Origin of the sequence: Celeribacter litoreus (assembly GCF_020165855.1) — a bacterium.
Lineage (GTDB): Bacteria > Pseudomonadota > Alphaproteobacteria > Rhodobacterales > Rhodobacteraceae > Celeribacter > Celeribacter litoreus.
The window spans coordinates 92,393-115,845 of the sequence record NZ_JAIUFY010000007.1 but is presented as its reverse complement, the minus strand read 5'-3'; the positions used below and the strand labels follow the sequence as shown (position 1 = coordinate 115,845).

Here is a 23,453-nt window from a genome sequence, read left to right as displayed (position 1 = left end):
TCAGTGGTTCATCCCTTGTGCGCCGTCGATGTAGATTGTCTCGCCGGTCAGGAAGTTGATTTGTTCGTCAAAGATCGCGGCCACGAGTTTGGACACGTCTTCAGGCTTGCCTGGTGCGCCGGTCGGGATGCGTTGTGCCATCCATGCCTTGACCTTTTCGCGCGCCAGAAAATCACGGTTGAGATCGGTTTCGATGTAGCCGGGCGCGACGTTCATCACGCGGATGCCGTCACGGGCCCATTCGACCGCCATGCAGCGCGTCATCGCCGCCACCGCCGCCTTGGAGGCGCAGTAGGCGAGGTTGTCGGGCACGCCGAGTTTGTCGAAGAAAGAGCCGATATTGACGATGGTTCCGCCGCTTTCGCGCAGGTGCGGATAGACCTCGCGCGCGGCGACCATGACGGCGGTCGCGTTGAGCGCGATGGTTTTGTCAAAGCTCTCCACAGTCAGATCCGCAATCGAGCCGCCGATATGCACACCCGCATTGTTCACGAGACCCGCGATCGGACCACGCGCGGCGGCCTCCTCAAACGCGGCTTTCACCGCCGCCTCGTCAGTCATGTCGCAGGCGATCTGGTGGCCGATGCTGCCGCCGCCGGAGCGGGACAGACACACGATGTCAAAGCCACGGCCCTGCAGCTCCTCTGCGATCGCGGCCCCGATCCCTTTGGAGCCGCCTGTTACGATAATCTGCCCGTTAGCCATCTTTGAACTCCGGTTTACGTTTCTCTTCAAAGGCCGCCATGCCCTCTTCGGCGTCCTCGGTCCGGTAGGCGAGCGTCGACAGCTCCGCCTCCACCCGCAGACCCTCTGTCAGCGACAGATCGGCGGCGCGCTGCACGGCGCTGCGGGCAAATCCGAGCGCAGGCAGGCTGTAGCGTGTGAACTTGCCAGCGAATTCCAGTCCGGCTTCCATCAGGTCGCCCTCGACGACCGCGTTCACGAGACCGATGCGTTCCGCTTCGTCGGCCTTCACGTTGCGGCCGGTCATGATGATTTCGAGCGCACGGCCCTCACCGATCAGGCGCGGCAGACGCTGGGTGCCGCCATATCCGGGGATGAGGCCGAGCTTGATCTCCGGCAAGCCGAAAATCGCGTTCGGCGCCGCGAGACGGAAGGTGCATGCCAATGCCAACTCGGAGCCGCCACCAAACGCATACCCGTTCACGAGCGCCACAGACGGCACCGGCAGCGTGTCGAGTTTCGCAAAGACGGACTGGCCGAGTTCCGCGCCGCGGAGCTGATCCATCAGCGGACGGTTGCGCAGTTCTTTGATGTCCGCACCGGCGCAAAACGCCTTTTCGCCTGCCCCCGTCACGAGCAGCGCCCGCACGTCGGTCATGGCCGCCACTTCGTCAATCGCCGCGCCGATTTCGCGCAGGATCGCAAAGCTCAATGCATTGAGCGCCTCGGGACGGTTCAGAGTGAGAACGGCGCAATCGCCGCTCCGTGTCAGTTCAACTGCCATCAATCAGACCTTTTCTTCGACATAACGCACCGGCTCGGGCGTGATTTCACCGCGTTTGACCATCTCGGTCAGTTCGCGTTTGAGAATTTTGCCGCTGGCGGTGAGCGGCAGGCTATCCACGGCGAGATACCATTCCGGCATGTCGAACTTGGACAGGCCTTCATGCGCGAGGTGGCGCAGCATGTCCCCTGCCTCGACGTCACCGATGACCGCCAGACAGACCTTTTCGCCGAGACGATCATCCGGCACACCAAAGGCCGCTGCCTTTTCAATGCGCGAATGAGTGAGCGTCAGGGCCTCGATCCGCGACGGGAAGATGTTGTGGCCGCCACGGATGATGAGGTCCTTAATCCGGCCCTCGATCCGCAGGTTGCCGTTCGTGTCAAACGACCCGAGATCGCCCGAGAGAAGATATCCGTGTTTGTTAAACGTCTTCTCGGTCGCCGCCTGGTTGGCAAAATAACCGAGCATCATCGCCGCACCGCGACCGCCGATCTCGCCGGATTTGCCCTGCGGCAGTTCCACATCGGGGTTTTCGGGGTCCCAGATTTTCACCTCATAGCCCGGCCCCCCGCGCCCGCAGGTCGAAATCCAGACGGCTTTGTCGTCGCTCGGATGGGTGTATTGGTGAGAGGAACATTCGGTCATGCCGTAGATGTTCTGCGGCGTGATCCCCTGTTCGACGAACTCCTGCGCGACGACTTCGGGAATGGGCGAGCCCGCCATATAGAAGGTCTGCACCTGACCGATGCGGGCGATGCCACGGCGTTTTTGTTCGGACAGAATGTCCATCGCATGCGTCGGCACGCCCATCACATAGGTTGCGCCCGTTTCAACGATCCAGTCGAGGCGGCTCAGACCCTCTGGCGGGTCATCCATCACCAACTGGCCACCACACACGAGCCACTGCCCGAGCGCGACCCACGCGATATGGTGCGAAAACGGGCTCAGTGTGAGGATGACGCTGTGCTCGTCGAGCGCCCAGTCCCGCGCCAGATCACGGGCGTTGGCGAGGAGCGTATTGCACGAATGCATCACGCATTTCGGGCGTCCGGTCGTCCCCGAGGTAAACGCCAGATAGGCCACGCTATCGGGGTTCGAATGCGGTTCAGGATCTACCTGCGTGATGTGGTTCGGGAAATTCTGCGGGGTGTAGACCTTTTCCATGAACGGCAGCGCTTTGGCCATCGCCGTGAAGTCATGCTGCGTCCGGTCCGCGCCCCAGCCCTCTTCGGTCACGAGCGCCTTGGCGTTGAGTTCCGTGAGCAGATCAATGATCTCCGCGCAGGTGTAGCTGCGGTGCAGGGACGGGTTGCAGGCAATCCCCTGACGCGAACAGGCGAGGAAGGTGATCACCACCTCAACACGGTTCGACATCCAGATAGAAATCCGGTCGCCTGCAACGACGCCATGTTCGAACAGGTTGTCGGCCATGGCATCGACACGGGCCTTGAGGCTCTGCCAATCAAGCGTTTCGCGCCCGTCACGCAGGGCGAAGCCGTCGGGATTGGCCTCTGCATGCTGCGCGAGGAGATCGTAGAATGTCTCGTTCTGCCAAAGCCCGGCTTCGTAGTATTTCCGGGACGATTGCGGATCGTGGAGCGTCAGAAACGGGCGCATTGGATCACCTCACTTGCCGAATTTGGACGGATCGGGCGCGCGGCGACCGTTAAAGCTCTCGTTGAGCTCCTTGTGTTCATCGCTGCCGAGATACTGGGTCAAAAGCAGGTCGTGCGTGACGCGCGACAGACCACCGACGCCGCCGTGACGAGCATTGAACGCACCTTTGATCGAGGCCAGAGCAAACGACCCGCGATCCGCGATCTCAAGCGCAAATTCGCGCGTCTTTTCCTCAAGCTGGTCATCCGGCACGACACGGTTGATCATGCCGATCTCTTTGGCCTCGGCCGCGGTCATCTTCTTGTTGCAGTACCAAATCTCTTTGGCGCGTTTCTTGCCGACGAGATCTTCGAGATACCAGGTGCCATAGCCCGCATCGAAAGAGCCCATCATCGGGCCGACCTGACGGAACACCGCGCTCTCTTTGGCGATGGTCACATCACACACAACCTGAAGCACGTTGCCGCCGCCCACGGCATAGCCGTTCACAGAGGCGATCACCGGCTTTTGCAGCTTGTCGATGGCTTCATACATTTCCAGAACCGGAAGCGTGCCAGCATAGAGATTGGTCTTCTCCATCCCGTCTTTCTGGCCGCCGATGCAGAAGAACCGGTCGCCCGCGCCGGTGATCACCACGACACGCGTGCGGGTTTCACGGCGGATGCCTTCGATACAGTCGCGGATCTCGTGGCACATGGTCTCGGTGAACATGTTGCCGTTGTCCGGCCGGTTCAGCGTGATCTTGGCGATTGGACCATCTTCCTCAAAGAGAATTTCGCTAAAGCTCATAGTGTCGTCCTTCCACTTCCCACTCCTTTTTCGGAGCGTAAATTTGCTGTTTTTCCTCAAAGTGGAGCGCCCGAGGACAGTTCCACTGAGGTCTGTTTTCGAACCACGCAAAAGTTGTGCCAGCTCCGGCCAAAAACCGCGCGAGCGCCGGATATTTCGCGCCACCCCTGTTTTTGCCCCAACAGCACCTTGGCACAGGAATTGCGCGCCATGGGTCAGGAGAAAAATTCGCGACATCCGCGTTCAGGAGGAAAAATGCGCTGTGAATGCATGCACGAGTTCGGTGCACCGTTGGTTCATGAGGACCGGAGCGACCCGACACCCACCGGTACAGAAGTATTGGTCAAGATCACCGCAGCGGGCCTGTGCCACAGCGATCTGCATATCCACAGCGGCAATTACGACCTCGGTCACGGGCGCAAATTGGAGTTTGCGAGCCGTGGTCTCGAACTCCCTGTGATCCTCGGCCACGAGATCGCGGGCGAAATCGTCGCGACGGGCGCAGAGGTCAAGGGCCTCGACACCAACAGCACCTATGTCGTCTTTCCGTGGCAGGGCTGCGGCGAGTGCCGCAAATGCCTCGAAGGGGCGGAGAACTTCTGCCTCAAACCGCGCAATCTCGGATTTCATACCGACGGCGGCTTTGCCTCGATGATCAAGGTGAAGCACCCGCGCTACCTCTTTGACATCGGCGACATGGACCCCGCGATTGCGGCGCCGCTCGCCTGTTCTGGCCTGACGGCGTTTTCTGCGCTCAAGAAGGTCGAAGACACAATTGCGGAGACCCCGCTGGTCATCATCGGAGCCGGTGGTCTCGGGTTGATGTGTGTCGGTCTCGTTCAGGCGCTTGGCGGTCTGCCGCCGGTCGTTGTGGACATCGATCCCGCCAAACGCGCCGCCGCGCTTGAGGCCGGGGCCGGTGCGGTGATCGACGGCAAGGCCGAAGATGCCATGGCCCAGATTCAGGCCGCCGTCGGCGCGCCGATCCCCTCCGTCATCGATTTTGTTGCCGCCCCCGCAACGGCGGGCATGTCGTTCGACATGGTGAGCAAGGGCGGAAAAGTCATTCTCGTGGGTTTGTTTGGCGGGGCCTCTGACTGGCCGTTGCCGATGTTCCCGCTCAAGGCGGTGAGCGTCATCGGCTCCGTCGTCGGAAGCCTGCCGGAATTTGCCGAACTGATTGATCTGGCACGCGCGGGCAAAGTCCAGCCGCTCCAGACCACGCGCTATGCGCTCGAAGAGGCGAATGACGCCATGCACGAACTCGAAGAAGGCCGCATCGTCGGTCGCGCCGTGCTCGTGCCATAGGCGCGCAAAAAGTTAACAGAGGAGGAGGAACTCAATGAACACATCATGGAAAACCGCAATCAAGGGGGCCAGCATCGCTGCCCTCATGTTCGCCGGCCAAGCCGTTAGCGCAAAGGATCTGACCTACGCCGTCGGCTTCCCGTCGGGGAGCACCGTGGTCCAGAGCCTTGAAAAATTCGTCGCCAAAGTCGCTGAAAACGGCGGCCCGACGATCAAGCTCTACCCGCTCTCGCTGCTTGATCTCAAACAGACCGGGCCGGGTCTGCGCGATCACATCGTGGACATGGGCTATGTGATCATGCCCTACCATCCGGCGGAATACGCGAACTCAAACCTTGGCGCGGACCTCAACATGCTCTCCACCGTGGGCGAGCGGATTGACGCCCCGGGCTTTGCGATGACAGGCGCGCTGACCGAATACATCATGCTCGACTGCCCCGAATGCACCGCCGAATTTGCGCGTGAGCAGCAGATTTACCTCGGCAGCATCGCCACCCACGATTACGCCCTGCTCTGCACCACCCCGATCCGCGCGGTCGAGGACCTCAAGGGCAAGAAACTCCGCGTGGCCTCCGCCAACTGGGGCCGTTGGGCCGAAGCCATGGGCGCAACCCGTGTGAGCATCTCCGCCAACGAAACCTATGAGGCACTGAGCCAGGGTCTCGTGGATTGCACCGTGGTGCACCCTGCCGACTTGCTCGACCTGCAACTCATGGACGTGACCAAGCACATCACCCTCGGCGTGCCGGGTGGTCTGTTCGTGGGTGTGGGTGCCGCAAACACCAACATCGACGCATGGCGCAGCCTGAGCACGGACGAACGTGTCGCAATGCTTAAAGCCGCCGCGTTCAACAGCGCGGAAATCACCTTCAACTACTACACCCGTCCGATGGAGGCCCTCGCCGCCGCGCGTGAAGAAGGCATCGACATCATCGAGGCCGGCCCTGAACTCACCGAAGCCACCGAGACCTTCGTGATGGAAGACGCTGCGCTGATTTCCGAACTTTTCACCGAGACCTACGGCGTCGATAACGCCGCCGAGAAAGTGGCGACTGTCCGCGCGCTGGTCGAAAAGTGGAAAGGCCTGACCCGCGATGTCAAAGACGTGGAGACGCTCGCACAGATTTACGAGGACGAGATTTTCTCGAAAGTGGACGCGACCACCTACGGCATGGAGTGATCCACACCGCACAAAAATAGAAAACCCCCGGCCGACAGGATCAGCCGGGGGTTTTTTCGTGTCTTCGGTCGCGACCTAGTGGACAGAGGCGAACATGATCTCGTCGTCGGTCGCCCCGCGCGGAAACTCCGCCACGACCCGCCCGCCGCGGTTCACGAGAATGCGGTCGGAGAGGTGCTGGATTTCCGGCAGGTAGGAAGAGATCACGACGACGGCCATCCCGCTATCCGCGAGTTCGTTGATGATCTTGTGAATCTCCGCAATCGCCCCCACGTCCACACCGCGCGTCGGCTCGTCAAAGATGATGAGCTTCGGCTTTTGCAAAAGCGATTTCGCGATCACGACCTTCTGCTGGTTGCCACCCGACAGTTCGAGCACCTTCGCCTCTGCGCTCATGGCGCGGATCGAGAGCTTTTCTTTCCAGACCTTGAACAGTTCCTTCGCCTCGCTCATGCGGATGACGGACCCTTTTTCGGGTGAGGCCGCGAGGTCGGCGATGTGCAGGTTCTCCCCGATCGACATGGTTTCAAAGAAGCCCTCAATCTTGCGGTCCTCGGTCACATAGACGATCCCGTCGCGCATCGCCTGAAGCGGCACACGGTAGCGCACGGGTTTCCCGCCGAGACGCACCGTGCCCCCGTGGAAGAAGTTGCGCTTGAGCACACCCGACACGATCTTCGCCGCCTCGGTCCGACCGGAGCCGACGAGACCGAAAAAGCCGGTGATTTGTCCCCCGTAGATCGTGAAGGAGTTGTTGCGCACGATACTCCCCAGCGACAGGTTCTCGACGCTCAGAACCTCGCCTTTGGCTTGACGGGCCTCCCGCTTTTCAACGTGACCATAGAGTTCCTCGGTCAGATCACGCCCCACCATGTCGCGCACGATGGAGTCCTGCGTGAAGTTGGATGTGACGTCCGAGGTGACGATCTCGCCATCCCGCAGGATGGTGATCCGGTCGGAGACATTGAGCGCCTCTTCGAGCGCGTGGGTGATGAAGACGATGGTGACGCCCTGATTGCGCAGACGCCCGATGAGAGAAAAGAAATGCGCACGCTCCTCTGGTGTCAGGGTTGCGGTCGGTTCGTCAAAGATGATGACACGCGCGTTCTGACGGACGGCGCGCGCGATCTCGACCATCTGTTTCTGCGCCGCGCCCAAGGTGTCGACCTGATCCCACGGGTTCACGTCGAAATTGAGCGAGTGCAGGATCACCTGCGCCTGAATGTAGAGATCGCGCAGCTTATTGAACCGCGCCTCATCGCCGAGAAACAGGTTTTGCCCCACGCTCATGGAGGACACGAGGCTCGTCTCCTGATAGACCATGACGATGCCGAGATCGCGCGCATCCGACGGAGATCCGATCCGCACTTCTTTTCCGTCCACCTCGATCACGCCGTGGGTGGGGTTCGTCACACCCGACAGCATCTTTGTCAGCGTCGATTTCCCCGCACCGTTTTCGCCCAAGAGCGCATGGACCTCTCCGCGTTCGAGCGTGAAATCCACGTTCTTCACCGCAGGCACACCGTGATACTCCTTGGTGATCCCCTTCATTTTGACCAGCGGGCCGGTCGTCGTCTCTTGGCCACCGAGCGGCATGTTCATCGCGTTCATTGGACAGTCTCCTGTGCGGTCGGCAGCGTGACGATGACGTTTCCGCCGCGGCTTGCGATATAGAGCGTGCCGTCTGCCTCGACGGCGCTGCGGATGCCGTGGCGATGCCCGTTGGCGCGGCTCTGGACGCTGCTATCGGGATGAAAATCAGGCCGCAAATGCGCGACCATGCCGTAGGACAACGACGGCGCCCAGGGTTTGATTTCCGACCCTTTCTTGGTGCAGCCCTCCAACATCGGATCAAGCGGCCCGATTTCGGGACTGAGACGCGGCGTGACCCAGTAGCGCGGATCGACCTCTGCAATCATCCGGCGCACGTAGGCCGGTTCGCGCAGGACGAATTCGATGAACTGGTTGCGCGGCGCGAAAAGCGAGAGCCAATAGCCCCCTGACGCAGACCGCGTGATCCGCGCCGGATAGCCCGGCAGGTTGCTCAAGAGCGTCTCAGGCGCCTTACCCGTCCGCACCCGCACGAGCGCGCAGCGCCACGCCAGCGACACGACGAGCGCACCGTCATCATCCGCCACAACGCCGTTCGGATAGGCGAGATCCTTTGCGACACGCTGCGCCGCCTGCCCCGGCAGTCCGACCCAGACGGAGCCCGTGGACCCGCGCTTGAGAAAGTCGCGGGGCCAGTCGGCCTCTGCCAACCCCTCCGCGCCGATGGTCGCGGCGACCCGCCCGTCGGGCAGCACCGTGAGCGCCGTGATGTCGCCTGTCATCCCCTTGGTGTCGGGAAAGAGCGGGGCCTGACCGACTTCCCCGAGGATATACGGCGCCGCGCCCGAGCGCGCGACAATCACCCGCCCGTCGGACAGCGCAGCCAAGGCGGTCACAGAGGCATCGCCCTCTTCAACCACCACAGGCGCACCGCCCTGCTCTACCCGCAGGATTGTCCCGCCGGTGGAGAATACCACGCCCGAAGAGGTCGCCACGAGGTTATCGGGCTCCGCGCAGGCATAGAGCACATCGGCCGTCTCGATGGCGGTGTCGGCCATAAAGGCCCCGTCCATCGCAGGCACGGTCAGCGCCGCATCCCCTGTCCCGCGGATGGCATCCCACATTCTGGTCACAGCGCCGATCATGCTTTGGTCCCCCAATAGGATGTGTAGCCCGTCCACTCCTGATCTGCGTCCGGCAGATCGATCTCGCCCACACGGTTGTTGAACACGCCGCCGAGATAGAGCTTGCCCTTATGTTCGCGGATCGACGTCACCTGCGGGTGGCTGCCGTCCGGACTGTCCCAGAGCGAGCCGACGATCTTGGCGTCGTCGTCGAACTTGATCACACAGCCATGGTTGGAGTTCGGCATGATCCAGTTGTCGGGTGCAACGCGGCTGATCATGCGTTTGCGGAACTTCGGCATGTTGAGGGCCAAATCGAACGACGGAGAGCGAACCCCCACCAGCGCGGCCCAATAGGTGCCGTCCGAGGCGCGGTTGATGTTGTCCGGATAGCCGGGGAGATTGTCGAGGAACACCTCGTCCTGCCCAGCCTTCGGACCGGAAATCCAGTAGCGACGGATGCGCGCGGCCCATGTTTCCGCGACGAGGACAGAGTCGCCGTCGTTCATGAGACAGATGCCGTTGGCGAAGACGAGGTTCTTGAGCACCGTCTTGGTGCGCCCGTCTTTCGGGTCGTAGCACAACAGTCGCCCGTTCCCGCGCCCTTCGAGCGCATCGGTGAGCCAGCCGCTGATCTCATAACGCGTCGTCGGGTCGGAGAAGAAAATCCGGCCATCCGGCGCAATGTCGAGATCGTCCGCCATCCGCACACGGGAGTCGTCGAGCACAGAGAAGAAGGAGCGGTTCGTGCGCACCGAGAGCGGCACAACCTCGCGCTCTTTCGTCACGCGGTAGAGACCCATACCAGCCACACAGACCACGATAGAGCCATCGCGATCCACCTGCACGCCGAGCGGACGCCCCCCGATATGCGCGTAAAGCTCATGACGGGTGAAGTCAGGGCCGAAGAAGCGGAAGATATCGCCTTCGCGCGAACCGGCGAAGAGGTTGCCCTCATCGTCGAGCACCATGTCCTCCGGCCCGTCGAGCACGCCAAGGCCAATGGGCCGCGCGTCTTTGAGGGCGGCATTGCGGGCGTAGGGAGAGGTCGATCCCTCTTCAATGCTCGGCATCTCGTCCATTTCAACGAGCGTCGGCGACACATAGGCGCGGTTGAGTACTTTGAGGCGGTTCTTGTTCCAGCGGATGTCGACGACCACAGCCAAAAGCAGGATGATCCCGAGGATCGCGGTGCTGCCGCCGCTCGCGAGACCGAGGCGCAGCAAGCCGTTGACGATGGACACGACAATGATGGTGCCGATCATCGCCTTGGTGATGGAGCCACGACCCCCGCCGAGGCTCACACCGCCGAGCACGACGCCGGTGATCACGATGAGTTCGAGGCCGAGACCCGTCTGGTTCCCCGCCGCATTGAGACGCGCGGCGTAGAAATAGGCCGCCGCACCGGCGAGCGCGCCGGAGATGACGTAGGTCATAAAGACGGTAAAGCGGACCTTGATCCCCACGTTGAACGCAGAGCGACGCGCGCCACCCACAGCGAGGATATGCCACCCCATCCGCATCCGCGTCATGAAGATATGCGCGATGACAGCGACGATGAGGGCGAAGATAAAGCTCGACGGCAGGCCAAAGACAGAGCCGTCCGCGACGAAGTCGAGAAGATCCCATCCGTTCGCATCATAGCTGCTCATGATCGTCGAGGCGTAGTTCAGCGCGAGAATTTCAACAATCGCGCGGATGATGATGAGCGTCACGAGCGTCGAGAGAAACGCGCGGAGGCGCAGATAGCCAATCAGTAAACCGTTGAACGCTCCGCACAACGCCCCACAGAGCACGACGAGCGGGAACACGAGGGCCACGTGGACCTGAAAATGGAAGATGAGCGCAAGCGCCACGAAGTTACAGAGCGCGAAAATAGACCCGACGCTCAGGTCGATCCCGCCGCCGATCACGACGATGGCAAGCCCGATCGCAAGCAACATGTTCTCGCCGAGGATACGGGAGAGGTTGTTCAGGTTGGCAGGTAGAAAGAATTCCGGCGAAACGACGCTGAAAAACCCGGCGAGCATCAACAGGAACAGGACCGGAATGGCGGTGTCGATCCATGGTTTTGACAGGATTTCACCGATGGCGTGATCAGGGATCAGGCGATACCGGAGCCGGGTCCACGTGCCCGGGCGATCATTGGAATAGGTGTCGGACATGGCGTATTTTCAGCGCTCCAAAAGGCACAGCCGCCACCGGGCGGCGGCGGCCGGCTCTAGGGATCAATCAAGCGGGCGGGAGAGGTCTTCGACCGTCCAGCACGAGGTGTAGGCAAGCGAGTCCTTGGTGAGCACCTTCGGATTCATGTAGAGCGCGACAGGCTGGCTCGCCGGTTCCGGCTTGGCCTGCAGGAGTTGCAGGATCAGGTTGTTGAGGTCCTGCGTCTGCGCGCCGACATCGTAGCTCACGAAGGCGTAGAAAGAGCCGTCTGCGACCTTGTCACAGGCCGTCGCCTTGCTGCCGCCACCTTGGGTGATCACGGCCACTTTGCCGGTCAGACCGGCCTCTTCGACTGCGGACGGGATCGCGATGTCGGTGCCGTCCCACTGGCCGATGATGGCGCAGAGATCAGGGTGCTGTTTGAGAACCGTGCTCGCAATCGCGCGGGCCTTGCCAGCGTCGGAGTCAGCGGATTGGGTGGCCACCACTTTGAGATCGGGGTGGTTTTTCAACTCGTCCTGAATGCCTGCGTTGGACGCGATGGTCACGGAGTTGGTCGGCGGGGCAGTAATCAGCGCGATCTTCTTGGACTCGCTGTCGGCACAGGCCTCTGCGGCAAGACGGGTTTCCACGACACCGGTTTCGTAGTGGTTGCCGCCAACGTATCCGTCGCCGTTCGGACCGCCCTTGAGGTTCGCCCAGATCCAGTAAATGCCCGCCTTCTGCGCCTTGATCGCGAGACGGTTGAACGCCGCCGCATCGAGCGGGTGCGCGATGATCACGTCCGGCTTTTCAACGATGAGCTGGTCAATGGCCTGCACGGCCTGCTCCACGCTAAAGTTCGGGTCACGGATGACCAGTTCGTAGCCGAGTTTGTCGGCCTGACGCTGCATCCCCGCGGCGTAGCCCTGGGTGATGTCAAAGCTCATCGCGATCGGCACGAAGGCCACGGTCTTGCCTTTGGCAGCTTCGTAATAGCTGTTGAGCAACCCGTCGTCGTAGCTGCGCTCCTCGGCGACACCTGCGGTCGCGGTGATCGAGAGCGCTGCGGCGGTCAGCACGGCTGCGCCGAGTTTGCCGCCCCATGCACCGAGGCGCGTGCGCGCACCTGCTTTTTGAATGTTCATCTCTTCCTCCACTATTGAGATTTGGCTTGTCGCCGGACTCCTCCGGTCCGGTCGATCAAATGTCCCCTTGTTGCGATGTTTGTTCGTCTCTGGGGTTGATCAGGCTGTCCACGACGAGTGCCAAAAGCAGCACGGACGCCTTGACCAAATTCTGGACCATGTAGCTCACGTCCAGGATCGTCATGCCGTTCACCAGAATGCCGATCAGGGCGGTTCCGGCGAGGACGTTGGAAATGCGACCCTTGCCACCGCCGAGCCCGACACCGCCGAGCACAACAACAAGGATCACGTCATACATCATGTTGGAATAGAACAGCCGCGTGTTGGCGCTATCCACCATCGCCGCGAGAACATTGCCCACGAAGAGCGCGAGCACAGCGGCGAGCACGTATTGCAGCACCACGATCTGGCGCACCGGCAGACCCGTCGTCCGCGCCGCCATCGGGTTGTCGCCGATCGCGTAGATGAACCGCCCCTGCCGCGTAAAGCGCAGGAACAGCCACACAATCGCGGACAAGACGAGCAGGAAAACCATCGAGTTCGGCACGCCGAGCGTGGTGCGCGTCATGACGGTGTTGAACCATTCGAGGACGGGCGGGAGCTGAATGATGTCGCTCTGCACTTTGATATACTGCATGCCGCCGAAGAGGATCATGCCTGTGGCAAGCGTCGCAAAGATCGAAGGCACTTCTACGAAGGCCACGAGCCAGCCGTTCAAAAGCCCGAGCCCCACAGCGATTAGGATCGCAAAGCCGAAGGCCATAGAGACCGGCATCCCGTCCGCGATCTGCATGAACGACCACGCCACCGGCATGACCATCACCGCAATCATCGACAGGTCAATGCCACGCCCGATGATCACAATTGCCATCCCCAATCCCAGAGCGCCGATGATAGACACGCTCTGGAACAGGGAGAGGATGTTCGGAATGGTCGCAAAACCGTTCAGGGTCATCGCGAAGATCAGGAACATGGCCGCGGAAATCACAAGCACGACCTTTTCCTGATCCAAGCGACCGATGCTTGATTTCACACTCATTTAGTTGACCTCAATGGATTGAGACGGGCCGTCACTTGATGAACGGATACTTGCGACGGTCGATGGTCGACGCGACGGCGAGGATGATCACGGCACCTTTGACGATCTGTTGGGTGAAGCTGCTCACACCGGTCACATCCATGCCGTTGGACAGGATGGCGATGACCATCGCGCCGAGAATGGTGCGCTGCGGGCCGCCGACGCCACCCGACAGGGCGGTGCCGCCCATCACGATGGCTGCGATGGAGTCGAGCAGTATGGTCGGGATACCGGTCGGAGAGCCTGCGCCCACCTGCGCCGCGAGAACCACGCCGCCGAGCCCAGCAAGACCGCCACAGAGCATAAAAGCGTAGATCTTCGTGCGGTTCACCGGCACGCCTGCGTTCGCCGCGACGATTTCCCCGCCGCCGATGGCAAAGAGGTGACGCCCGACGACGGTTTTGAAGGACATGAACACGAGGATCGCGGCGGTGATGAGCGCGATGAAGATGATGTTCGGAATGCCGAAGATCGGGCTGGAGTTCACAAAGCTGTTCAGCGACAGGTCGTTGAAGAGGATCGACTGACCGTTACAGATCGTGTTGGTGATCCCTGTCAGGATCGAGAGCATCCCGAGCGTCACGAGGAACGAGGGCACCTTCAGCGTCAACATGATGCCGCCGTTGATCAGGCCAATGAATGCGCCGACACCGACACCAGCGAACACCGCGCCAACGGGTCCGACTGTGTCCATCGCCATCGCCGCAAGGACACCGGCGAGCGTCACGGTGGAGCCGACCGACAGGTCAATGGACCCGATCATGATCACCATCGTTCCGGCGAGCGCCACGATCAACAGCACCGAGGATTGCCGCCCGATGTTGGTGAAATTGTTAAACGTCGCGAAATACGGGTTCATGATCGCGAACATGACCACCAGCGCGAGGATCACCAAAAGCGGATAGATCGTGGCGGTGTTGGCGAAGAACCAGGTTGAGAATTTCGACGCGGGCGCGGGGGTCCCGGATTGTGTAACAGACATGGGTGATTTCCTATTCGGTTAGACCATTCGGGAAACGACGGACGTTTCGCTCGGTTTGCTATGGATGGGGGCGGGAATTTCCGCCGAGATAATTCCGGAGCGCAGCACGAGAATGCGGTTCGACAATCCGATGACTTCCGGCAGGTTGTCGGAGATCAGCACGATGGCGACGCCTTCGCGGGCCAGTTCGCGCAGCAGGATGTAAATCTCCTCTTTCGCGCCCACATCGAGACCGCGACACGGATCGTCGAGGACAAAGACCTTCACCCCGCGGGCGAGCCATTTCGCGAACACGACCTTCTGCGCGTTGCCGCCAGACATGTTGCTGATGAGGACAGCGCGGCTCGGGGTTTTGACCTTGAGCCGGTCGATCCACCAGTCGGTCGTTTCGGCCTGTGCCTTGCTCGACAGAAACGGCGTATTGCCCATTTTGAAATTCTTGAGCGCGGGGAGCGTCAGGTTCCATTCGATCGAATGCATCCCGATCACACCGGCGACATTGCGTTCCGACGGGATGGAGCCGACATCTGCCTCAAGCGCCGAAGCGCGCGAGCCGGGTTTGAGGGTGACGCCATTGACGCGCACGCTGCCCGTGCCCTGACGTTTCTCGCCTGTGATGACCTTGCCCAGATCCGTTTTGCCGGACCCGAGCACCCCCGCCACGCCGACGATTTCACCGGCGCGCACCTCAAAGGTGATGTCATGGATTTCGCCCGGAATGGACACGTCCTGCACGTCAAGAACCACTTCGCCGAGCTCTTCGCGCTGCTCGGTTTCCTTGTAATAGCCCGCCGATCTTTTGCGGCCCACGATGGCTTCGTGCAGGATGTCGGGCGTGGCCTCTTCGATGGGCCAGCGACCATTCACCGTCCCGTCGCGCAGGGCGACAACAGAGTCGCAGACCTCGAACACGTCGGACAGGTGGTGAGAGATAAATATGATCGACGCCTTGCCGCGCCATTTGCGAATGAGATCAAAGAAAATCTGCGTTTCCTTGTCCGAGAGCGCACTCGTCGGCTCGTCGAGCAGGATAATGGGATCAACCGGATAGATGCGGCCGAGGGCAAAGGCCTTGGCGATCTCGACCAACTGGCGCTGACCGAAGGTCAGGTTGCCGGTGATCGCATACGGGCTGATGTCGAGACCGAGATCGTCGAGCACCTCCTGGGTCAAACGCACCATCGCCGCGCGGTTGCGGATGCCGAGGCGCGAGAATTCACTCTCGCGCCCGAGCAGGATGTTTTCATAGACCGGCAGATTGCCGATCAGACCTTGTTCCTGAAACACGGTGGCGACGCCCACCCGCCCGGCTTCGGCGGTGTGACCAAAGGTGAATTCCTCACCGTTGACCGCAAGTGTGCCCTCGGTCGGGCGCACAGTGCCGTTGATGACGGAAATCATGGTCGATTTCCCTGCCCCGTTCTCGCCGACCAACCCGAGGATCTCATGCTTGTTGAGCGTGAGATCGACAGAATGGAGCGCCGTAACGGGGCCGTATCGCTTGCAGATATTGCTGAGCTTCAATGCGGGCGGATGCGACATCGCTTTCACCTCAATCAGGATTTCAGGGGGCCGGTCTTGTAGTGCTCGGCATAGAGCGCATCGACTTTGGAGAACTCTCCGGCCGCGGCGGCACCGTCATAGACAGGGTTCAGTTTGCGCTCGGTCTCCGCACTCGCATAAAGCTGGTCCGGATCGATGGAGCGCACTTCGTATTGCGGATCCCAGTCTTCCGGATTGAGCGTGCGGCTCATTTTCGCCCAGTCAAAGCTATCGCCTTCGCCATAGATTTTATCGAGCATGGTCTGCGCGTTCTCCTGCGTCACCATGACGGACCCTACGTAGAGCATCCGCTCGCCGAGCGTCGGTTTCCAACCGTTGATCGCATCGAACAACAGGGTGCTACACAGACCTGCCATGTAGGTCGGGACGTTGGTTGCGGTGGCGACGAAGTAGTCGCCCTTCTGCACCTCTTGGATGCCTTCCGGCAGACCCACAACACCCGCAACTTTCACGTCCTTCATGCCACGCTCGCGCAGCGCACTGATGACGCCAAAGGCCATGTCGTCAGATTGGGCGAAGACGGCCTTCATGTCCGGATGAGCGGCAAACATGGAGAGCATGACCTGCCGCGCCTTGTCGCGGTCCCAGTCCGCGCGCAGACCGCCAACGATTTCGATGCCCGGATACTCTTCGGCCGCTTTCATGAGACCAAGGGTGCGGTAGGTGTCGGTCGGCGCCGGAAGGCCCTTGATATGCACAACCTTGCCTTCGCCGCCGATGCTGTCGAACAGGAGCTTTGCCACTTCGTAGCCATCGCGGACAGAGTCGAGCGTGACGAGGGACACAACGTGATCGCCTTCGTCCACCGGACTCCACCAATCCGGCGTATCCCATGTCGGGGTGAACATGATGTCGTTCTCGGCACACAGACGCGAGACCTGCGGGATCGCACCCGTCGGCGTAATCACACCGGCGAGACCTTTGACACCAGCGGCCGGCATGCTGCGGATCTGGGACAGGGTGCGGGAAATGTCAAATTCGGAATAGTAGTATTTCGGGTCCGTCTCGAACGCCCCGTTGGCCCCGTTAAATCCGTCCTCCCAGATACGGAAAAAGTCGATGGCGCGGTTGTAGCTCGTGCTGGCGAGCGTCGGGCGCATGATGTCGGCGGCTTCGGCCAGACGGGTCATCGCCGGCGTCATCGCCATCGAGATGCCCGCCGCACTCGCCAGTTTCAGGAATGTCCGACGCTGCATGCCCTCGGGCATTGCCAAGGCCGTCTTCACGATCTTGAGCTCTTTATCTTCCATGGTGTCCTCCCATTCGATGTTTCGGATCGCTGCGATCCTGTCGGGTACCGCATGTTTTTGATCGACGGGACGCCCCGCCGACGGACACCGACACCCCTGCGGCTGGGGTGCCGGGGCCCGATGTCTCGGCTCAGAACGAGGTGATGAGCACGTATCCAGAGGTCGCGAAGTTATCCATTTCGGTCAGCACACCGCTGACCTCGGAGATGTTCACCTCACGACTGACGAGCGCCCCGGGCTTCAACCGGCCAGCGGCGACCATGTTGAGCAGTTCGGGGAACGTGGATTGCGGGTTGCCGAGGCTGCCAATGACGGAGATTTCCTTGTTCACGATGTCATCGGCAGGGAAGTTGACCTTGCCCTCGTCCTCTGCACCCGTGAGACCCACCTGGATAAAACGACCGCCCTTGCGCAGACAGTTCACGGCGGGAAGCGCCGTGCGGCTCCCGCCCAAGGCGTCGATGGACACATGCGGCCCGAGACCGCCGGCCACTTCCTGAATCTTAGCGACGCTCTCCTCGGGGCTCAGACCCTTCACCGAAATCGTGTGGATTGCGCCGTTCTTTTTGGCCTCGGTGAGTTTCGCGTCGTCGATGTCCACCGCGATCACGAGACCGCCCATGGCGCTCGCGATTTCAATCGCGGCAAGACCCACGCCACCGCAGCCGATCACGGCCACAAACTCGCCCGCCGTCACGTGCGCGCGGTCACGCACGGCGCGCCACGCGGTCATGTAGCGACAGCCGAGCGCCGCCGCAGAGAGCGCATCCACCTCATCCGGCAGGGCAATACAGTTCATATCCGCCGTCGGCACACGGGCGTATTCGCCCCAGCCACCGCCACCCGGCACAAAGAGCGGCACCATCAGGTTGTCGCAGAGGTTCTGCGAACCGGTGTGGCAATACGGGCAGTGACCACAGGCGAGGTTGAACGGGATCGTGACGCGCTGGCCAACTTTGACGTTGCGCACGCCGGAGCCGACGGCCACCACTTCCGCGCCGATTTCGTGACCGAGCACGGCAGGCAGCGGCAGTTCCGCAAACCAGCCCCAATCACCGTTCCACAGGTGCCAGTCGCTGCGGCAGATGCCGGAGGCGATGATTTTAACGAGGGCTTCGTCCTCACCGATTTCCGGCACGGGGACGGTTTGCACCTCAAGAGGCGCACGTTTCGCGGTCATGACCGCAGCTTTCATGGTTTTCGGGATCGACGTGTGAATATGAGCCATTTGTGAACCTCAAATATCGGGAAAGAAGCGGGCCACAGACGCGGCCCGCGCAAATCAGATGTCAGGAATTGATGACGGTGAGCTGGGTGTATTCTTCGATGCCATCGACACCGACGCCCGACTGCTTCGCCCCGCCAAACGGAATGTGGGTGAAGGCGTCATCGTGCTTGTTGACCCAGACAGAGCCCGCCACGAGCTTGTTCGCGACTTCGACACCGCGCGCGCGGTTGGAGGTCCAGACAGAGGCGCCGAGACCATAGGAGGTCGCGTTCGCCCGCTCGACGGCATCGTCGAGGCTCTCGTATTTGATGACAGGCACGATCGGGCCAAACTGCTCTTCGTCCACGAGGCGGGAGCCTTCGGAGATGTCACGCACAACGGTCGGCTCGATGAAATAGCCCGGACGATCCATGACCGCGCCACCGGCAATAATGGTGCCGTTTGCATGCGCGTCTTCGAGAAAGCCCTTGAGCTTTTCATACTGCATCTTGTTCTGGACCGGCCCCATCGTGGTGCCTTGCGACAGGCCGTCGTCCACGATGGCGTCTTTCGCGAGCGTCGCGAGTTCGTCGCACAGCTCGTCGTAGATCGTCTCCGGCGCGTAGATGCGTTTGATCGCGACACAGACCTGACCGGTGTTCACAAAGGCCTTCGCAAAGAGACCCGGCGCGACCACTTTCGGATCGGAGTCGTCGAGCACGATGGCCGCGTCATTCCCGCCAAGTTCGAGGGTCACGCGTTTCACTGTCTCTGCGGCGGAAGCCATGACTTTCTTGCCGGTCTCGGTGGAGCCGGTGAAGGAAATCTTCGCCACATCCGGATGCGCCACGAGCGCCGCGCCGAGATCGTTTTCGTCCACGATCACGTTGAACACACCTGCGGGCAGAACGTCTTTCGCCAGTTCGATAAAGCGCAGGAGCGTGAGCGGCGTCGTCGGAGCGGGTTTGGAGACCACGGTGTTACCCGCCAAGAGCGCAGGCGCCGCTTTGATGATCGGGGTGACGAGAGGGAAGTTCCACGGCGTGATCGTCGCAACGACACCGAGCGGCTTGCGGTAAAGCTCGACCTTGCGGGTGTCGCTGTCTTCAATCACCTGCACCGGAATATCGCGGTCCGCGTTGTAGCGCAGGAGCATCGCGGAATACATCACTTCGCCCGTGGTTTCTGCGAGCACCTTACCCTGCTCTTGCGTCATCAGACGCGCGAGTTCGTCGGTATGCGCGTCGATCACATCCGCGAGTTTGGAGAGGTAGTCCTGACGCTCCGCGAGGGTGAGCCCCGCCCAGGCCGGAAACGCGGCTTTCGCGGCGGCAACGGCATCGTCGAGCTGTTCTTTCGAGGCGCGCGGGCAATCCGCGAGCGGCTCTTCGGTTGCGGGGTTGAGCACGGGCGACATCTTCGCGCCCTCGACCAACTCACCATTGATAAAAAGTTTATACATTCCGGGATCCTCCGTTTGTCTCCAACCCGTCAGGGAAGAGAGCAAACCGATGATCCGTACGGGCACAGCAGGCACGCGAAAGGTCCGGCATTCCATAGCCGCCCTTCCGTGCATCCCGTGCAACGTCCCAATCTCGCATTGGTATTCTCCTCCCTGTGAGACGACGGTCAAACACCGCCGCTCCAATCAAAATGTCCGAACGTCTGGTTGCAGTCCTCCAACTGCCCTGTCGCCGGATGAAAGGGGGCCCGCAGTTCCTCCTCCGCGAGGTCCCCTTTTGAAATCAATTCATTGCGTCGTCCTATTCCTTGTCCGGTTCGTCGTCTGGTCGCGGCAAATAGCCGTCAGGCGATCCGTCCTTTATGTTTGCCCCAAGACCTCGTCGTTGTGCTCACCAAGGCGCGGCGGCACGCTGCGCGGGACGCAGATGCTGTCGTCCACCTGAATGCCCAGCCCGATCTGCGGCGACACGTTCCCCGCGTCGTCTTCCAGAGCAAAAAACAGGCCACGCGCTTGCAGCTCCGCATCTCCGGCGACTTCGTCCACACGGTTGATCGGTCCCGCAGGCACCCGCGCGGTCGCGAAAAGCGCGAGCCACTCGGCGCGGGAGCGGGTCAACAGAATTTCCTGAATGCGGTCCACGATCTCGGCGCGGGCCTCGCGCCGCTTTGCGTTGCTCGCAAACTCCGGACGTGCGCCGTATTCCTCGTCCCCCATCGCCTTCCAGAACCGTGTCCAGATCGGATCGGAGCCAAGGCCAAGGTTGATCGGAAGGTCGGCGGTGTCGAACGGCTGATAGATCGCGATCACGCTGTCGGTCCCGCCCGAGCGGACCGGCACGTCGCCAGAGCCGAGGTAGGACGAAATCCGGCAGGTCAGGAAACGGGTCATGCTCTCGACGAGGCTGATGTCGATCTTGTGCCCCTGCTTCGTGCGCTGACGGTCCATCAGGGCGGCCATGGTCGCCATCGCAGCGTCCTGACCAGCGAGCATATCCGCCGCCGGTGCCCCGATTTTCTGCGGCTTGCCACCGGCAGCACCCGTGATGTCCATGATGCCGGAATAGCCCTCTGCGATGAGGTCGTAACAGGTGAGTTCCGCACGTGGACCGGAGAGACCGAAGCCCGTGATGGACACGAAAATGATGTCCTCGCGGATGGCCTTGATGCTCTCGTAATCGAGTCCGAGCTTGCGCTGCACGTCTGGCGGCTGGTTCGTGATGAAGACGTCCGCGCCTTCGATCAGAGTGGTGAGAGACGCCCGCGCCTCCTCTTGGCGCAGGTCGAGCGCGACGCTCTTTTTGTTGCGGTTGACCGACGCGAACCAGAGCGCCTGCCCGTCGAGAAACGGAGGCCCCCATTGGCGCGCGTCGTCGCCGCTCGGGCGTTCGACCTTGATCACTTCGGCCCCGAAATCGGACAGAAGCATTGTGCCATACGGACCCGCAACCGAGGTCGTCAGATCGACAATGCGCACACCGGAAAGAAAGCCAAACCCCTCCCCCGTTCGCAATCGCGGAAGATTGTGTCCGGGAACGGGCGCTGATGCTTCCTTTAATTGCTCTTTTACATTGTCCATGAGTCACCTTTATTCGTCTTGAGTTTTAGAGAAGCAAAAGGCATGCCAAGTTGCCGCGCGCGGGCGGCATTCGGGGAAAGAAATGTTACCGCCCACATTTTCCCCACCGGATCGCCGCTCTTTGGCCCGCGCGATCCCGCATGAAAAAAGGCCCGCACGAGGCGGACCTTTGGTGTGTGTGTTTGAGGCGCACGCGTGTCCTCGAAATCAGAGCTTGTCCGTCAGTTCCGGCACAGCGTCGAACAGGTCCGCCACGAGACCGTAATCGGCCACCTGGAAGATCGGGGCCTCCTCGTCCTTGTTGATCGCGACAATGATCTTGGAGTCCTTCATCCCCGCAAGGTGCTGGATCGCGCCGGAGATGCCGACGGCAATATAGAGACCCGGCGCGACGACTTTGCCGGTCTGGCCAACCTGCCAGTCGTTCGGCGCAAAGCCGGAGTCCACCGCCGCGCGCGAGGCCCCAACAGCCGCCCCGAGTTTGTCGGCGAGGGCCTCCACAATTTGGAAGTTCTCTTCAGAACCGATACCCCGACCACCGGACACAACCACCTGCGCGGAGGTCAGTTCGGGACGATCGCTTTCTGCGACCTTCTCGTCCACCCATGTGCTGAGCGCCGGATCGGCCTGTGCCGACGTGGCCTCGACCGGCGCGGAATTGCCCGTCGCGGCGGCGTCGAAATTGGAGGTGCGCACAGTGAGCACCTTTTTCGCATCGCGCGATTTCACCGTCTGGATCGCGTTGCCCGCATAGACCGGACGGTCAAACGTGTCCGCGTCGATCACAGCGATGACATCCGACATCACCATCACATCAAGGAGCGCAGCAACACGCGGCATGACGTTTTTCGCCGACGCGGTGGACGGTGCGACGATGTGGGAATAGTCGCCGGAGAGACCGACCACGAGGTCGGCGAGCGGCTCTGCGAGACCCTTCGCATAGATCGCGTCCTCAGCCACGAGCACCTTGGACACGCCCGCAATACTCGCCGCCTCGGCAGCCGCTGCTGCAGAGCCCGCAACCAGAACCGTCACATCGCCAAGCGCGGTCGCCGCCGTCACAGCCTTTGCCGTGGCATCGAGTGCCAGAGCCTCGCCAGAGAGTTCAGCCAACAAAAGAACAGCCATCACACGATCCCCTTCTCTTTGAGTTTCGCCACGAGTTCATCCACAGACCCGACCATTTCACCGGCAGTGCGGCCCGCAGGCTCCGCCGTTTTCACGACTTCGAGGCGCGGGGTCATGTCGATGCCAAACTCCGCCGCCGGTTTGATGTCGAGCGGCTTTTTCTTCGCCTTCATGATGTTCGGCAGAGACGCATAGCGCGGCTCGTTGAGGCGCAGGTCGGCGGTCACGATGGCCGGAAGTTTGACTTTGATCGTTTGCAGGCCGCCATCGACCTCACGGGTCACGTCGGCGCTATCGCCGTCGATTTTCACCTCGGAGGCAAAGGTCGCCTGACCCCAACCGAGAAGCGCGGCGAGCATCTGACCCGTCGCGTTCATGTCGTTATCAATGGCCTGTTTGCCCGCGATCACCAGTTGGGGGGCCTCGTCATCGATCACCGACTTGAGGATTTTCGCAACGGTGAGCGGTTCGATGTCTTGGGAGGCGTCTTCGATCTCCACGAGGATCGCACGATCCGCCCCCATAGCGAGCGCATTGCGCAGCGTGTCCTGAGCCTGTTTGACGCCGATGGAAACGACGACGACCTCTTCGGCACTGCCGGCTTCTTTCAACCGGACGGCTTCTTCGACGGCGATTTCGTCGAACGGGTTCATCGACATTTTGACGTTGGTGAGATCGACCCCGCTCCCGTCCGATTTCACACGGACCTTCACGTTATAATCGATCACACGTTTGACGGGTACGAGGACCTTCATCTTTGTGCTCTCCTTTCCCTTTCGGGACGTATGATTGCGTCATGCAATATGCGGACCTCTCCGGCCCGCGTCTCATCGCCGGAAATGCAAATCACGGGCCAAACGCGCCGAAAACAC

Annotated in this window: 19 protein-coding genes; 2 read left to right on the top strand and 17 right to left on the bottom strand. The window is 61.2% G+C overall.

Features of this window, described 5'->3' with window-relative positions; all coding sequences use genetic code 11:
• The 4 genes from LA304_RS07905 to LA304_RS07890 are packed head-to-tail and all read right to left on the bottom strand — an operon-like array spanning window position 1 to window position 3,877.
• Window positions 1-705, bottom strand: a complete 705-nt coding sequence (locus tag LA304_RS07905) for an SDR family NAD(P)-dependent oxidoreductase (protein WP_224502598.1) — start codon at window positions 703-705, stop codon at window positions 1-3.
• On the bottom strand, window positions 698-1,468 hold the full coding sequence (locus LA304_RS07900) for an enoyl-CoA hydratase/isomerase family protein (protein WP_224502597.1): 771 nt from the start codon (window positions 1,466-1,468) through the stop codon (window positions 698-700). Before LA304_RS07900 ends, LA304_RS07905 begins: the two co-directional genes overlap by 8 nt.
• 3 nt (window positions 1,469-1,471) lie before the next feature.
• Window positions 1,472-3,088: a class I adenylate-forming enzyme family protein gene (locus LA304_RS07895; RefSeq protein ID WP_224502596.1), complete on the bottom strand. Its 1,617-nt coding sequence runs from the start codon at window positions 3,086-3,088 to the stop codon at window positions 1,472-1,474.
• Window positions 3,089-3,097: 9 nt separating this feature from the next.
• On the bottom strand, window positions 3,098-3,877 hold the full coding sequence (locus tag LA304_RS07890) for an enoyl-CoA hydratase-related protein (RefSeq protein ID WP_224502595.1): 780 nt from the start codon (window positions 3,875-3,877) through the stop codon (window positions 3,098-3,100).
• Window positions 3,878-4,132: 255 nt separating this feature from the next.
• Between LA304_RS07890 and LA304_RS07885 the strand changes: the two genes are divergently transcribed.
• On the top strand, window positions 4,133-5,185 hold the full coding sequence (locus LA304_RS07885; RefSeq protein WP_224502594.1) for an alcohol dehydrogenase: 1,053 nt from the start codon (window positions 4,133-4,135) through the stop codon (window positions 5,183-5,185).
• Window positions 5,186-5,219: 34 nt separating this feature from the next.
• Complete coding sequence (locus LA304_RS07880; RefSeq protein WP_224502593.1) at window positions 5,220-6,365, top strand: C4-dicarboxylate TRAP transporter substrate-binding protein; 1,146 nt, start codon at window positions 5,220-5,222, stop codon at window positions 6,363-6,365.
• A gap of 75 nt (window positions 6,366-6,440) precedes the next feature.
• Here LA304_RS07880 and LA304_RS07875 read toward each other — a convergent pair whose 3' ends face one another.
• The 13 genes from LA304_RS07875 to LA304_RS07815 all read right to left on the bottom strand — a co-directional run bounded on the left by LA304_RS07875 (window position 6,441) and on the right by LA304_RS07815 (window position 23,336).
• Entirely contained in the window at window positions 6,441-7,976 is a 1,536-nt protein-coding gene (locus tag LA304_RS07875; protein ID WP_224502592.1) for a sugar ABC transporter ATP-binding protein, read from the bottom strand.
• Window positions 7,973-9,061, bottom strand: coding sequence for an SMP-30/gluconolactonase/LRE family protein (locus LA304_RS07870; protein WP_224502591.1), 1,089 nt, complete (start codon window positions 9,059-9,061; stop codon window positions 7,973-7,975). Before LA304_RS07870 ends, LA304_RS07875 begins: the two co-directional genes overlap by 4 nt.
• Window positions 9,058-11,205, bottom strand: coding sequence for an ABC transporter permease (locus tag LA304_RS07865; RefSeq protein WP_224502590.1), 2,148 nt, complete (start codon window positions 11,203-11,205; stop codon window positions 9,058-9,060). The genes LA304_RS07870 and LA304_RS07865 overlap by 4 nt, the downstream gene beginning before the upstream one ends.
• A 63-nt stretch (window positions 11,206-11,268) precedes the next feature.
• Window positions 11,269-12,333, bottom strand: coding sequence for a sugar ABC transporter substrate-binding protein (locus LA304_RS07860; RefSeq protein ID WP_224502589.1), 1,065 nt, complete (start codon window positions 12,331-12,333; stop codon window positions 11,269-11,271).
• A 55-nt stretch (window positions 12,334-12,388) separates the two neighbouring features.
• Entirely contained in the window at window positions 12,389-13,372 is a 984-nt protein-coding gene (locus LA304_RS07855; protein ID WP_224502588.1) for an ABC transporter permease, read from the bottom strand.
• A gap of 31 nt (window positions 13,373-13,403) precedes the next feature.
• The gene (locus tag LA304_RS07850; protein ID WP_224502587.1) at window positions 13,404-14,393 is read right to left on the bottom strand and encodes an ABC transporter permease; all 990 of its coding nucleotides are present in this window, start codon (window positions 14,391-14,393) and stop codon (window positions 13,404-13,406) included.
• Window positions 14,394-14,411: 18 nt separating this feature from the next.
• On the bottom strand, window positions 14,412-15,935 hold the full coding sequence (locus LA304_RS07845; protein ID WP_224502586.1) for a sugar ABC transporter ATP-binding protein: 1,524 nt from the start codon (window positions 15,933-15,935) through the stop codon (window positions 14,412-14,414).
• A gap of 14 nt (window positions 15,936-15,949) precedes the next feature.
• Window positions 15,950-17,206: a sugar ABC transporter substrate-binding protein gene (locus tag LA304_RS07840; RefSeq protein WP_224502585.1), complete on the bottom strand. Its 1,257-nt coding sequence runs from the start codon at window positions 17,204-17,206 to the stop codon at window positions 15,950-15,952.
• A gap of 130 nt (window positions 17,207-17,336) precedes the next feature.
• Window positions 17,337-18,434, bottom strand: a complete 1,098-nt coding sequence (locus LA304_RS07835) for an alcohol dehydrogenase catalytic domain-containing protein (RefSeq protein ID WP_224502584.1) — start codon at window positions 18,432-18,434, stop codon at window positions 17,337-17,339.
• Window positions 18,435-18,495: 61 nt separating this feature from the next.
• Window positions 18,496-19,875: an aldehyde dehydrogenase family protein gene (locus LA304_RS07830; RefSeq protein WP_224502583.1), complete on the bottom strand. Its 1,380-nt coding sequence runs from the start codon at window positions 19,873-19,875 to the stop codon at window positions 18,496-18,498.
• Between the two features lie 360 nt (window positions 19,876-20,235).
• Complete coding sequence (locus LA304_RS07825) at window positions 20,236-21,351, bottom strand: CaiB/BaiF CoA transferase family protein (RefSeq protein ID WP_318010681.1); 1,116 nt, start codon at window positions 21,349-21,351, stop codon at window positions 20,236-20,238.
• A 309-nt stretch (window positions 21,352-21,660) separates the two neighbouring features.
• Entirely contained in the window at window positions 21,661-22,581 is a 921-nt protein-coding gene (locus LA304_RS07820) for an electron transfer flavoprotein subunit alpha/FixB family protein (protein WP_224502581.1), read from the bottom strand.
• Complete coding sequence (locus tag LA304_RS07815; protein WP_224502580.1) at window positions 22,581-23,336, bottom strand: electron transfer flavoprotein subunit beta/FixA family protein; 756 nt, start codon at window positions 23,334-23,336, stop codon at window positions 22,581-22,583. The genes LA304_RS07820 and LA304_RS07815 overlap by 1 nt, the downstream gene beginning before the upstream one ends.
• Window positions 23,337-23,453: the final 117 nt, after the last annotated feature.

Bases quoted from the DNA above. Each gene is read 5' to 3' on its own strand.
- LA304_RS07845 (WP_224502586.1), bottom strand. From the start codon at position 15,935: ATGTCGCATCCGCCCGCATTGAAGCTCAGCAATATCTGCAAGCGATAC.
- LA304_RS07855 (WP_224502588.1), bottom strand. From the start codon at position 13,372: ATGAGTGTGAAATCAAGCATCGGTCGCTTGGATCAGGAAAAGGTCGTG.
- LA304_RS07815 (WP_224502580.1), bottom strand. From the start codon at position 23,336: ATGAAGGTCCTCGTACCCGTCAAACGTGTGATCGATTATAACGTGAAG.
- LA304_RS07880 (WP_224502593.1), top strand. From the start codon at position 5,220: ATGAACACATCATGGAAAACCGCAATCAAGGGGGCCAGCATCGCTGCC.
- LA304_RS07905 (WP_224502598.1), bottom strand. From the start codon at position 705: ATGGCTAACGGGCAGATTATCGTAACAGGCGGCTCCAAAGGGATCGGG.
- LA304_RS07835 (WP_224502584.1), bottom strand. From the start codon at position 18,434: ATGGCTCATATTCACACGTCGATCCCGAAAACCATGAAAGCTGCGGTC.
- LA304_RS07895 (WP_224502596.1), bottom strand. From the start codon at position 3,088: ATGCGCCCGTTTCTGACGCTCCACGATCCGCAATCGTCCCGGAAATAC.
- LA304_RS07870 (WP_224502591.1), bottom strand. From the start codon at position 9,061: ATGATCGGCGCTGTGACCAGAATGTGGGATGCCATCCGCGGGACAGGG.
- LA304_RS07865 (WP_224502590.1), bottom strand. From the start codon at position 11,205: ATGTCCGACACCTATTCCAATGATCGCCCGGGCACGTGGACCCGGCTC.
- LA304_RS07850 (WP_224502587.1), bottom strand. From the start codon at position 14,393: ATGTCTGTTACACAATCCGGGACCCCCGCGCCCGCGTCGAAATTCTCA.
- LA304_RS07875 (WP_224502592.1), bottom strand. From the start codon at position 7,976: ATGAACGCGATGAACATGCCGCTCGGTGGCCAAGAGACGACGACCGGC.
- LA304_RS07820 (WP_224502581.1), bottom strand. From the start codon at position 22,581: ATGGCTGTTCTTTTGTTGGCTGAACTCTCTGGCGAGGCTCTGGCACTC.
- LA304_RS07890 (WP_224502595.1), bottom strand. From the start codon at position 3,877: ATGAGCTTTAGCGAAATTCTCTTTGAGGAAGATGGTCCAATCGCCAAG.
- LA304_RS07830 (WP_224502583.1), bottom strand. From the start codon at position 19,875: ATGTATAAACTTTTTATCAATGGTGAGTTGGTCGAGGGCGCGAAGATG.
- LA304_RS07885 (WP_224502594.1), top strand. From the start codon at position 4,133: ATGCGCTGTGAATGCATGCACGAGTTCGGTGCACCGTTGGTTCATGAG.
- LA304_RS07860 (WP_224502589.1), bottom strand. From the start codon at position 12,333: ATGAACATTCAAAAAGCAGGTGCGCGCACGCGCCTCGGTGCATGGGGC.
- LA304_RS07900 (WP_224502597.1), bottom strand. From the start codon at position 1,468: ATGGCAGTTGAACTGACACGGAGCGGCGATTGCGCCGTTCTCACTCTG.
- LA304_RS07840 (WP_224502585.1), bottom strand. From the start codon at position 17,206: ATGGAAGATAAAGAGCTCAAGATCGTGAAGACGGCCTTGGCAATGCCC.